This window comes from Lentzea sp. NPDC020367 (assembly GCF_044387305.1).
Classification (GTDB): Bacteria; Actinomycetota; Actinomycetes; order Mycobacteriales; family Pseudonocardiaceae; genus Lentzea.
On sequence record NZ_JBIRVV010000002.1, the window covers coordinates 1,209,954 to 1,222,579 of the forward strand.

General features: G+C 64.1%; 8 protein-coding genes. 2 read left to right on the forward strand and 6 right to left on the reverse strand.

Annotated elements, in window-relative coordinates; genetic code table 11:
* Nucleotides 1–594 precede the first annotated feature (594 nt).
* The 6 genes from ACH413_RS11845 to ACH413_RS11870 all read right to left on the reverse strand — a co-directional run bounded on the left by ACH413_RS11845 (nt 595) and on the right by ACH413_RS11870 (nt 10,907).
* Nucleotides 595–5,229 (reverse strand): hypothetical protein, encoded by a 4,635-nt coding sequence (locus ACH413_RS11845; RefSeq protein WP_360031107.1) that lies wholly within the window; start codon nt 5,227–5,229, stop codon nt 595–597.
* Between the two features lie 40 nt (nt 5,230–5,269).
* Entirely contained in the window at nt 5,270–6,607 is a 1,338-nt protein-coding gene (locus tag ACH413_RS11850; RefSeq protein WP_360031109.1) for a hypothetical protein, read from the reverse strand.
* A 14-nt stretch (nt 6,608–6,621) separates the two neighbouring features.
* Entirely contained in the window at nt 6,622–7,746 is a 1,125-nt protein-coding gene (locus ACH413_RS11855) for a hypothetical protein (RefSeq protein WP_360031111.1), read from the reverse strand.
* 298 nt (nt 7,747–8,044) lie between these two features.
* Nucleotides 8,045–9,001, reverse strand: a complete 957-nt coding sequence (locus tag ACH413_RS11860; RefSeq protein ID WP_360031113.1) for a tyrosine-type recombinase/integrase — start codon at nt 8,999–9,001, stop codon at nt 8,045–8,047.
* A gap of 102 nt (nt 9,002–9,103) precedes the next feature.
* On the reverse strand, nt 9,104–9,859 hold the full coding sequence (locus ACH413_RS11865) for a DNA methylase (protein ID WP_360031115.1): 756 nt from the start codon (nt 9,857–9,859) through the stop codon (nt 9,104–9,106).
* A 76-nt stretch (nt 9,860–9,935) separates the two neighbouring features.
* Entirely contained in the window at nt 9,936–10,907 is a 972-nt protein-coding gene (locus tag ACH413_RS11870; RefSeq protein WP_360031117.1) for a hypothetical protein, read from the reverse strand.
* A 372-nt stretch (nt 10,908–11,279) separates the two neighbouring features.
* Between ACH413_RS11870 and ACH413_RS11875 the strand changes: the two genes are divergently transcribed.
* Both ACH413_RS11875 and ACH413_RS11880 read left to right on the forward strand, forming a co-directional pair.
* Nucleotides 11,280–12,218, forward strand: a complete 939-nt coding sequence (locus ACH413_RS11875; RefSeq protein WP_360031118.1) for a hypothetical protein — start codon at nt 11,280–11,282, stop codon at nt 12,216–12,218.
* A gap of 95 nt (nt 12,219–12,313) precedes the next feature.
* Entirely contained in the window at nt 12,314–12,625 is a 312-nt protein-coding gene (locus ACH413_RS11880; protein ID WP_396424970.1) for a pilin, read from the forward strand.
* Nucleotide 12,626 lies beyond the last annotated feature (1 nt).

Here is a 12,626-nt window from a genome sequence, read left to right on the forward strand (position 1 = left end):
ACGTCCTGTCGTGCCAATCGAAGTCACGGCCCTCAACCCGTCCCGGCGTTGCCTGTGCTCGGCCAGTTGACCCGATCGGGCCCCCTTGATTGGCAACGTGCCACGGTCGGTAGTTGGACTGGCGCACGTTCGGCCGTCGCGTCACCAGAAGCTTGTCCCGCGTCCAATCCGGGTTGTGCTCGTCCTTGGTGACGTCAGCGAGGTTTCGGCCGCATGGGCAGGCGATTCGCAGGATCACAGCACCCTCCACGCTACCTATAAAGGTCTCAGGGGCGGTCGCGCCAAGCCGTCCGAGCTAGTGGAACCGGCTTACCTTCGAAGGCCTAGTCACTCAGTTAGTCACCCAGGTCCCCAAATGGTCCCCAAAGAAGATGACGAGCATGATCAGACTGGAAACATGGAAAAGCCCCTCTGACCAGGTATTTCACCTCGGTCAGAGGGGCTTTCCGCGACCGTCGGGACGACAGGATTTGAACCTGCGACCCCTTGACCCCCAGTCGTGGAACGACTGAGCGTCGTGCTCCGGCCTGTTCTTCCAGGTCGTCTCCAAGTGTAACTGGCCGAGTAAAGGAGTCTACGAACTCAGCCTGTCGATCATGCTCCGGAACCAGCCGCTCCGGCGGATCCAGACCGCCGGGAAGGGCGCGGCGTCCGCATGATCCTGTCGCCCGCGGCAACCGCGCGCTCTACAACGAGGACGAACGGATGGGTGCGCCGGTGAGTGCTCTGCATGATCTCTGCGGCCTGGTGCAGCAGGTACTTTTCCAGCTCCTCCGCTGAGCCGTGCCTGTTGGCAGCGGACTTACGCGCATCTTCCTTGGCGTATACGTTCCAGTAGCTGATTGGGTACCAGGCAACGACGTAGACGCCATCCGTGGTGTTCAGGTCGCGCAGGTACCGCATCTCAAGCTGATCAGCCTGTGCTTTCAGGACGTCGTCATGCCAAGCACCTTTTATCTCGATCGGCACCGTCACGGCCTGGCCGTCGATCGCGTGCTTAGCGTCGCCCACAACGTCAAGCTTGATGTCAGGTCGTTCGCCGGCATCACCTTCGTTGGTTGGCCGGATCACGACCTCACGATTGACCACCACACGACGCCGCTCCAGTCGTTGCTTGAGTTCGTGCGTGAGATAGGCGCCGAGAGTGCCTTCGGGCTTGGGGCGCCACGCCAAGGGGCGAGGGCTGTTGGGCTTTGCCCCGACTGGACGATCGACACGTTCGCAGTCCCAAAGCAGATTACCGTGCGTGAACAGGTCGTTCTGGATCTCGTCTAGGACGTCGAGGATCACGCCTGCAAGTTGAGCCGCTGTGTTCACCACGCGACGCGCCCGATGGCTGAGAAGATCCGTGATTTCGCTAGGTTCAAGTCGACCAACCCGGTTTGCCTGATCACGACGGCGCGCCTCGTGCAGAGCCGACTGAATGCCCAACAGGTCCGGGTACACCCCAACAAGATCACGAAGCACATGCACACTGGCCTTCGTGCCTCTTTGAGCAAGCTCGGTGATGATGTGCCGGCGCCAGTCGTGCACTTTATGCTCGCGCCCGACGAAGGCGGCACGTTCGAACACATCGGTCTCAGGCGGGCACACGGTGCTCAGCCAGCGGTACACCTCGCCGAGCTCTTCCTCAGCAAGGTCGCTGATGATGGGCTGACGCGTCGAGTCGTCTGCGCTACGAAACGCGAGGTCTTTGGCGAATGCCGGCGACTTGCCGACAAACTCCCGAACGATAGGCCAATGCGCCGCTGGGTTCGATGTCAGCAGCGCAAACCCAGCGGCTGCGGCCATGTCGATAAGGAGTGGCTGATCGCCTTCGTTTCCCACCTCGGCGATCGCGCTACGAGCCTGATCAATAGCAGACGGGTAGTCAACTTCCAGCGGCAAACGCAGCAAGTTCGCCCAACTGGACACGGCCATGGACCTGGCGGCTTCACCTTCGAGCACGACTGGTCCTTCTGCAATCACGGCGACTTCAGCACCTGTGTCCTCGACGTCGCCGCTGTCAGGCGTACGCAGTGCGTCGCCGACCTCATCGGCGAGCTCCGCCAAGAGTGGCGCGAACGTCAGCGGCAATTCCGGCAAGTGAACGGGCTGCTCGCCGCGGACAACCCGTGTACGTACATACTGCGCCAGGGCTGTGCCCAGTTCGTCGTGAGCATGCTGCTCCACACGCGCCAGGAGCTCTCGTTCCAGTTCGACCTCTTGCCTACCGAACCGCTCGAGGTTGTCGAAGATCGCGCCCACCCAGAACTTCCAGCGGTCCGCCGGTACGACATCCAGCCCCTGTTCATCTTCGGGGACTTCTCTGGCCGCTGGGTCTGAGTGCACCGTTGCGAAGGCGACCATGCACGCTTCCGCACGACGCGAACCTCGGAGGCCAAGCCAACCTTCGTGATGGTCCTGCTCAGCCTGCAGGAAGTGGACGGCAGCAGCTAGGAGCTTCTGCCGTAGTTCTGCCGCAGGCCACAGCGTGGCCCCCGAACTCATTGTTCTGCACCAGGAGCCAGTTGGGTCGTAGTCTCCCGTCTCTGGGTTCAACTGCAGGTAGTAGACCAGGTTGACGAACGCGATCGCGTCCCCATCTGCCGCCTTGTCCAGTCGCTCACGTTGCTGCGCTGCGAAGAGCTCGGCGTCCTTCCATACCTCGGTTTGCGGCTCCTCAACCAGTTCGTCGGCTGGCTTGGCAAGCTCCTCCGCAACGCGGGCAAGAGTGTCAGCCAGGCGCGTTTCGCCAGCAGCATGATGATGCAGGCTTCGAAGCGAAGCCCACTCCGCGTCTGCACGATCGAGCAGCGTGCGCCGTCGGCCACGCTTGGTTCCTTGCGGTGCAAGGCGATCGGCGTCGTAACGAAGCCGACCCCACCGGTTGACGATCAGGTACGTCCAGTATGGACTGTCCGAGGCCTCCAGTGCCCCGCTCGCCTTGAACATCCCCTCAACAAAGGCTCGACGCAGATCGCGGGCGGCCACGATTTCCTCACCCGACACGATGTCGATCAGATCGACCGCTGACGGCAGAGGCATCCGCTCAGCACTGTTGAGGAAGCAGAGAACCATTCTCGCGGTTCTGTCGATCAGATCCATCGCCTTCGGCGACTGGAGCACGCGTTCCACTACGTCGGCGACAAAGTCACGTAGACGACGCACACGCTCATGGGTGAGGTGTCCCTTGCTGAGGTGCGGCACCAGCTCCGCAAGCTCCTCCTCATCCAAATCTTCGTACGCCACGTCAGGATCGCGCTTGGCGAGGAGCAGACCATCGCGCTGAAGCGACTGCTCGGCGAAGGTGACCAGCTCGTCGAGTGCCTCGTCCGGAATGGACTGTGGAAACCTGTGAACCTCGAAGTAGTACACCCCGATGAAGCCGCTGATAGTTGCTCCAGGGTCGATGTGCTGTGCAGCCTCTGCAAAGTTCAAGTGTTCCGGCCACAGAAGTCCAAGGAGCGTACCGATGAGTTCCGAGACGCTGTCAGGTCCGCGGTCAACCTTCTGGGTGTTTGTGGAGTCGGTCCCAGCTTCTGGAGCCAAGCCTTGCAGAAGATGACGCAGGCGATCGACAACGGCAGGACTTGCGTCAACCGCCAACGCTGCCTTCGCCGCGCTTTGTCGTACGTGCACCGGCCACCCGGTGCTTGCGGCGACCCGCAAGAGAGGCTCGGCGAGCTCGGGCACTCCCGATTCCGAAGCCAACCGAACGGCAAGTCGCACTCGCGCGAACGTCGGCCAGTCGTCGCTGGGCGAGCCGTCCGCGTGGCTCAGCACCTCGCTCAGTTGGCTGCACAGGCCTGGGTGTTCCAGTCGCCAGCGTGCGCGTTGCCACGAGCGATCGGCCAGCTCGATTCGATCTGCTCGGGCAAGAAGCCCGTCCACGATGTCAGCTCTGATTTCGGGTGCGGTGATGACCGACGAGTGGGCTGCCAGACCTTCTGGGTCTGCGAGTGCGAGCCAGCGGGCCTCCGCCGGGGCATGTGCGAGTAGCCATGCAGCCGTTTCGCGCAGGTGTTCAGGAATTGCCGCTGTGTCCTCGTCCGCCGCGCTCACGAGCAGCACGCCCTCGAGCTGCCTGGCAGGGATTGGTATCGGTGCGGTGAGTCGCGCTGCGAGATACCGCGCTGCGAGGAACGCCGCGAATGACGAGTGCGCGAAGGCCACCTTCTCCGGACTCGTCCGCGTGAAGATCGCAGTGGCCAGGGTTTCCATGACCAGTTCCTTGGTAACAGGAAACTCGCCGGCTCCTGCAGCCTCGTTGTCGCCGACCATCTGCCCCATGGGGATTGCATGATCGGCGACGTCCACACCGAGGACGGTCGTGTGCACCGAGCGGCGACCGCTGAGCAATAGATGCGCCGCTATCCTTGCAGCAACGGCAACCCGTTGCTCTGCCGTCGAGTCGACCGGACGTGCTGAGATTCGATCGGGCGCGTGCTCGTCTGCCAGCCGTGTGACGCCGCGCTCCAGCCAGAGCGCTGGGGTTCCCCGCAACGAATCAGAGTCTGACCTGAAGGCGTTCAACAACACCTTGAGCGTGAGTGGCAGCGAGGCCAAAGCACCGGCACCGTTCCTCACAACTGATTCCAGGAACCTGCCAGCATCCACGTCCGTTGTCGAGATCAGCTCAGCAACGTCGTTCTGCGTCAGTGGCGCCAAGTCGCCGACCGTGCATGAGCCGAGCTCTCGGACGAGGACGTCGGTGATCGCTTCCCGGTAGTCGGCGGTGCGGCAAGCGATCCAAATGCGCACACCGCGAGTGTCCCGGGGCCGTAGCTTCCTCGTCAGCCACTTCGCGAGCTGGCTCAGGAAGAGGCACTCGTCCAGCTGGTCAATCACGACGAGTAGTCCATCTGGCACCGGAGTGCTGATGTCGGACTTCGTGGGGAGCGCGTCGAGGTAGCTACCCAGACGCTCGTTGATCGCTTCCCGGCTGTCGAGCTCGTCACCGACCAGCCAGAGAGTGCCGGGCTCTCCTGGCAGCGGCGCAGACTCGCGATCCGCTTCCGGAATCAGATCTTCGAACGCAGTTGTCTTGCCGGCACCTGGCTCACCCAGAAGAACCCAGCCGCCGGACTCAGCAGCGTCGGCGGGCCGACGCCAGCCTCCGTTCTGGCCGTCGGGCTCAGCCAGAAATCCACTCGGGTCCATCGCAAAGGGAGGGTCGTCACCGTCTCCTGCGTGACGGAGCCGGACCCATCGCGATGCCTTCGTTGTGAACTCCACGGGCGCCACCATGTAGACACCATCGCCAAGTCGTTTCGTCCTGATACAACGCTCAAGCGTCAGGGTCCGCTCGCACTGAGCACGGAACGGGCCCGTCATGGCCCGACGAGCCGCTCGGGCCAAGTGCTGCTTGATACCGACCCGCGTATCCCAACCACTTGAGAAGCAGCAGGACGAGGTAGTGGCGCGTGAGAAGCCACGCCTCAGTGAGCAGGCCGTCTGTCGTGTAGACCTCCTCGAACGGTGACTTGGCGTGAACGAGTTGATGTCTCACTCGAGTCGTGACCTGTGCACCGCTCAGAGGAGTTCCTGTCTCGGATTTTGCACTCGCGTAAGCAGCCAGCACCGGTTGTGCCCCAGGGTCAACATCTGTCGGGATGTTCGCGGCGCTCAGCAGGGTCTCGATCCTGCTCGCAGTCGACAGCTCCTTGTACTTCGCGCCACTCATCTTCCCGCTGAGCTTCAGCTCCACCCAGCACAGCCACTCGATCGCAGGGAAGGCCGTCATGATCCGCTGTTCGACGCGCCCTGTGTGGTTGGCCTCCACCGCTCTCGACAGCAGGTGCCGAGCGATGTCCTCCCTCTGGGGGTCCTCGAAAGCCGCCAACACGCAGTCGAGCAGCGCCTGCAGATCGTCGACGTGTTCGTGATCCAGCCATGCCATGGAGGCGTTACGCCCAGGGTCGCAAAACAACGGCCCCCATTCCTCCCAGACAGCGACCCCCGCCGGCGAGAAGCCGACCGGCAGTGCAGGAGGGACCCAACGACCGAAAGCGAACGACACACCGAAGTGCAGCGCACGCAACATCACTCGCACCTCTTCAGCGATGAACAACGCGCCATCGCCTCGAGTAATGGACATGACGTGCGTCATCGCGATGCGCGGATCAAAACCCAGCGCTTCCCACACCGTCTCGTGGTCTGGGCGGGGCTCGAGCACCACGTCCCACTCGCCAACGCTGAACCGCCAGCGACCTCGTCCTCTCTGGACGTCGGGCAGATTCATCCAGTGCACGATGACATGGCTGAGCACCGAGTCAGCGCGGCCAAGAGTAGAGCCGTTGAGGGTGCCGTCGTCGAGGGTGCGGTAGCGACCGGTGACCTCAACGTTCCCTCCCGGACGCGCCAACTCGATGGTGACCTCGTCCGCTCCGATCGCCCTGAACTGCCACGACGTGGGCACTTCGCCTTCGAGCTTCCACCGAACTCTGAACTGCGAGCCGCAACTCATCCATACGGCACCGCTGACGGTGCTAACTCCAGGCCCTGCGAAGCGACCCGCGTACAGGCGGATCTCTTGGCCGGGCTCGTTGAACGGATACACGGGTTCGAGGAGAGCCATGTCCACTGGCTCAAGGATCTCGGCTGTCAGGTCGGATTCAGATCTCATGCCCAGTCCCAGTCCTAAAGGAGTCGATCACGCTTGGCATCAGCCTCTGCTCGAACGGCCGCGAAGAACTCCTCGTCGATCTCTTCATCGGCAGCTTCGTCATCGGGATCCACCTCGTCGCCGAGTTCAGCGTGCGACCGGTACAGCAACCAGCATCCGCGGATCCCGTCCAGAAGGTCCTCGAGAAGGTCTAGTGAGGGACGTGCCGGATCCAGCGGTGTCACCCGCGGCATCAGCCCGGCAAGAAGCTCTTCGTCACCTGGTCCATACTGTTGGGCCTGCGTCCTCGCCTCCTCGATCGCCTCCACCAGAGCGTCCGGATCCGGCACCTTGCCCTCGGCGGCGGTCATTGCTCCGGCCACCAGGTCGACAACGACGCGCCGCGGACTTTCGCCGGCCATCAGCCGCTCGAGGACCAAGGTCGGCGTCTCCACCGTCAGTGCCTCGATGTTGTCGGCCTCCATGACGACGTTCGCAGGGCTGACACCTGATACCTCGCTGGCGACCTCCGCCGCCGCCTGCAACCAGTGCGCGGCGGCGACCGCTGCTGCGGTCGGGTCGACCTCTTCGAAGAGCTTGCTGGACCACAACGGGTGCGCGTGCAGGAAGTCGTGGGCGGCGTTCACCTGAAGCGGCGAGGCATCGGCACGACTGAGCTGGACGGCCTGCCGTGCACGGCCCGAGAAGTCGCCTAGTTCGGCCCGTTCCACAGCAGCCAACTCCTGCTGGACATCAGCGAGGACCAAGTCCGTGAGTTCCTGATCGCCGATGGCGTGCACAGCGCGTCCAACGCGATGTGCGGCTTCTTCCACCCGAACATATGACTGCACGAGGTAGCCCTGGCCGTCCGGCAAGTAGGGCTTTCTCACGTGGTCAAGCACCTCAGCGAACGCCTCCCGCTCCCCTTGGCGGCGCCATCCCTCGCTGTTCGGCTCGATGCTCTCCGCACTGGTGGCCGGGTGGGTGTACGTCCACCACGCCATACGCGACATCGTCGTCAAACTCGCTGCAAGCCGTAGAGCGCCTTGCTGGTCGACGGACGATGGCAACACTGCGACAGTGCGAGCCAAGTAGCCGTCACCGGTCTCCCAGGTCGCGAGCAGAGCTTGACGTTCCTCGTCGAGGGCGTACTTCGTCATGCACTCATCTTCGCGGATCAACGCCAGCTATTTCCGTCGACGCGCTGCCGCCGACCGTCGAGCCAGCTTCAGCATGTGGGCGGTTCGCGCGTGGAGAGCCATCGTGCGGCGCACCTCAGGAGGAAGCTCGTTTCCCGGATCAATCTCCTGCTCCAGCCGTTCAAGGAAACCCTCTGTTGCTCGCGACGTACGGGCCCTCCGATCAACAGTCTTCGCCCAAGAGGCGTGCGCGGCGATCCTTGCTCGGAAGCTTCGTTGCTCAGCAGTCAGGCCACCTGGGGCCGGCTTCTTCTGGTCGTCAGACATTCTCACCGATCCCTAGTCGCAGCTGCGTGTCCTGCGCTCGCTCGGCGGCAGCGCTGGCACCGTAGTGACGAGGCATGTCCTCTGATGTCCAACCGAGAAGCAACATCAGGTCCCCGGTGTCACCACCGGCCTTCTTCCACTCGTGGGCGTAGTTGTGACGCCATCGGTGCGCGTGCACCCCCGACAAGCCAGCAGCAACTCCGCGGCGCTTGAGCATTATCTTGATCCCGTTCGGTGCCAGCGGCCGTCGACCACGCTCCGCCAACCAGAAGGCCGGCAGGTCCGCACCGACATGCCGCTCGCGTGCTCTCAAGTACCGGCTGAGCGCACGAGCAGTCTTCGGACCGAAGCGGACCCGTCGCTCTTTACCACCCTTGCCTCGGTAGTGGACCGAGTCCAAGTTCAAGTCCACGTCACCGAGATCCAGCCGACCGACCTCGGACAGACGGGCACCGGTGTTGTAGTAGAGCCGGATGATCGCCTCATCACGCAGTTGAACGAAGGTCTTCCCCTTGCAGGTGTCGAGGACCTTCTTCGTGTCGTCGTCCCGAATGACAGGGATCAGCTTCTTCTGCGTCTTGGGCTGCCTCACCCGATCCATCGGCGAACGGTCGATCTCCTCCTCGTCGTGCACCAACCACTTGAAGAACTGCTGCAGTCCTTTGTGCTTGTTCAGTGCGGTAGCAGCCGACCTGGTCTCGACCATCCACGCTTGGAACGCCTCAACGTGTTCCTTGCGGACCTCGGTGGGATCCTCCCCGGCATCAGCGGCGTGCGGCTCTGAGCACTCCCTAGCGAGGTAGCCGGCGAGCTGGGATGCGGCGAGCAGGTAGTTGTAACGGGTGGTCTCGGGGTAGTTGCCTGCCCGAAGCGTTCGATCCCAGTCGCGGAGAAAACCTGCCCACGTCCGCGACAAACCTGCCGTCAGGCGCAACAGCTCAAGCGCCATCGCGGACCGCCTGGCGTCGTCGTGCAGCTCGATGTAGCTCCATGTTGCGCCTGCTGCCGACCTCAGGCCGGCAGCCGCACATATGAAGATCGATGCGTGCCGTCACGCAGCTCTCCTCCAGCCAGGAGCGTCGACTTCGACGGCCAAAGCAGCGAGTTCAACATCGTGGGCGCGTTGGAACACGAGCACCTCGTGGTGGGCCACGAGGGAAGTCGGGAAACCGGACGTGCGAGACGCCCTGCGCCGCTCAGCGAGCGAAGCTCGGGTGACCAGGCGGCTGTCACGCAGCTCTGCGGTCAGGGCGATGCACCGGTCGACCAACACCAACCCGGCTGCGGCGCTGGCCGCGATTAGTCGCGTGGTCAGGTCGACCAGGAAATCGTCCGAGCCACGGTAAGGCTGCGCGACGACCGCGACGTGTCCGCCAGAACACAACAGCGGCTCGCAGCAACGCAAGGTCGTGGTGAGGTCGGCGATGGTGGACTTGATCGGGTCATCGCCGGGGTCGGCCGTGCGGCCCGACGCAGTCCGCACGGCGGTCAGGACCAGTCCGACCCGGCCTGAAAGACCGGCAGCTCGAACCGCCTCCAAGGCTTTCGGTCGCGCGTCGAGAACCGAACCGTCCCGCAAGGCGCCTGCGACCTTGGCGGCACTGACGTTGGCTCGCGCGAGGGTCCACCATCGACGATCGGCAGTGAGTCCGAAGGCTTGTCGTCCGGCGCGCAGCGCTTCCGACAGGACGGTGCCCGCGCCGCAATCTGGATCCAGAACGAGGTCGCCGAGGCGCGTGTAAGTCGCGATTGTGCGTGCCGCGACAGCTGGCGGAACCCGCTCCAGGTCGGTCTCGGTATCCGGCACGAGGCCAGCCTCGCGCAGCTGTGTGAACGGGTCGCGTTGCCCAGTCTGCCAGACCGACAGCGGAGGCTCTAGGTGTTCAAGCATGGGAACTCACACCGCCTTCGTTGATCGGCTGGCGGGCGAACACCAGTAGGTCGTCGTGCACCTGGACGTGCCGAACCGGTGTCGTCGGTGGCCTCGTTGAAGTACGCGAACGGACGTGGCCAGCCGACGTCGTTACCACGAGCACGCCGTCTCGAACCGGCGTGCGCAGCAGGGCGATTCGGTCGAGGTAGAGCAACCCAGCCGAGTGGGTAGCGCGCACCAGCGAGTTGGCCGGGTCGGCGAATCGGTGGCTCGCTCGGTTACCACGGGTGATGACGGCGAGGACGCCTGCCGGGGCGAGCAGATGGCCCCAGTCTGCGAGCCGGAACCAGCTGAGCGCCTGCGGCTCCGCCACCGCAATGACGAGGTCGTACCCGTCCGAGCTGACGCGACGCGGAGCTGACTCCGGTCCGCTGTTGATGTGTGCTAACGGTCCTGCGAGACCGTCGATAGTCGGACTGCCGACGGACTCCGCCAGTCCGCTTCCGGACTCCGCGCCGAGGTGTGCGTCCTCTTGGTCTGGGTTCGTGACGACGGTCTGAGACTGGACGCTTCGCCCCAGTCGGACCACGGTCCATCCAGCCTCGTGCAGTCCGGCGCACGGGCCGGACCGGGGCTGCCCTTGGCTGCCGCGCACCGTGTGCAGTCCGGTTGGCATGAGGCGGGCCGGAGGTTCGAGCAGAAGCACTCGTTGACCGGGTTGGGAGTAGGTGGTGACGATCTTCACGACCGCGGTCAGCAGCCAGCTTGCGAGCAATCCGGTGACTTCGCCGAGATCGTCCTGGGCACACGGCCAGACGGTGCTCGGACGACCGGAAACGACATGGCGGAGCGCGAACGGCAAGCCGCGCCGCCGACGTGTTCGCCGCGTCGGGGGCAGTGAGGTCAGGGCAGGCACGTGGTAGGACTTGCTGAGGTTCTCGGGGTCGTCTTCGGCAGACTCGTTTCCGTTTCCCGCGGTCATCTCGCGTCTCCTCCGATGGGATAGTGGCGCGCTAGCTGTCACCCCTTAACTCCGCTTTTTTGCTTCGTTTTGGACTCGTTCGCTCGAATTTCTCGGCATCTCACCCAGGCCACTGCGTCAAGATTCTTTTGGTGACCGCAAGATGCAGCCGACGAGCCAGCTAGCGAACAACTAGCAAGCCACTAACTCCGCAGCTCATCGCACACATCGGCGCCCGATCTGAGGCACGACAGACGGGCCTCTCGTAGCAGCAGTTAGTAGCCATGCCGAGACCTTTTGCCCGCAGCCTAATAGCGTCTTGGTATTTACTTGGTATCGCTCGTGGCTTCCTGACGTCGTTGCTGTTCGCATCGACACTGCAGGAGTGAAGTCATGAGCACGAACTCGTTGGACATCGCGCGGGACGCATTCAACTGGCTGGTCACCGGGCCTCACCCGGTCTCGCTGAACGGCCGCCTCTTCACAGGCCTGCCGGACCGGGACATCCCGCTCGACGAGGTTCGCGACCGGCTGTTGGCACGCCGCTGCTCGCAGTCGACGAGGGACTCGGTGTGGGCGCACCTGGTGCTTCGTTCCCGGATGGAAGGAGCAACCTGGACCGTCGCGGCCGTGGGGGTTGCGCTGCCCGCTTTGACCTCGGTGGCGGCCACGTTGTCAGACCGGTTCGCCGGCGACCCAGCCGACGTTCACGCCGAGGTGTTGCGCGGCTTCCTCGCCGCGTTGTCGACCATCGATCTGCGTCCGCCGCGGATCATCTTGCGGCTGCGGTGGGCCGCCTACCGGTCCGGCCACGACGCCCTCGCCGAGGCGTTGTCGAGTCCGACTCCCATCGCGCCGGGGTTCCGGTCGGCACCGCCGCACGCCCCGTGGGGCCATCCCGATCTGGTGCTCGCCCGCGCGGTCGCGGACGGAGTCCTGACCCAGACCGAGGCGGCGCTGATCGGTGCGACTCGGCTGGAGAACGTGTCCGTCGTGGACTGGGCCGCGCAGCACGGGGTTGGCGAGTGGGCGGTCTACAAGACGCGCAAGCGCGCCGAGCTCCGACTTGTCGACTACCTCCGCGGGGCCGTCGCCGAGGCTGATCCAGGAGACCCGCTCACCGACCAGGTAGCTGCCTCGGTGGCCCTTGCGCGACCAGTTCGACCAGCCCTCGACTTGCCGTACCCGTCACTTTCCGTGGCTGCCGTCGAAGGCGATTCGGAGCAAACAGTTGAGGGTCGCGTGTCCAAAACGGACACGAATTCCGGAGTTCAGGGATGCGGGACACACCCGCGCACAGCCCGGCCTTCGGAGGGGTCCCAATGCGCCTGATCGATCGTTTCTCCGCCACCGCAAACCGGTCGCGCGACGCTCTCGTCGGCAACGGTCCACAGTCGACAACGCTGACGAACTGGTCGCGCATCGCCATGGTCGCGGGAGCTGTCGTTCTCGTGCTGCTGGCGTCCGCTTCGGTAGCCGGCGCCGACACGACGGTCGTCGCGTTGGCCAAGTCGGTCGACGAGGTCCTCAACAACATCCGCAACTGGATCATGGGGATCCTCGCCGGCCTGGCGACGGTGTTCCTGTCCATAGGCGGCGCTCGCTGGATCGTGGGCGGCAACGACCCCGGCGAGGTCGAGAAGGCCAAGTCCGCGTTCAGGTCCGCTGGTTGGGGCTACGGCCTGGCGGCCCTTGCACCGCTGGTCGTCGAGATCCTCAAAGGGATCGTGGGTGCCTGAC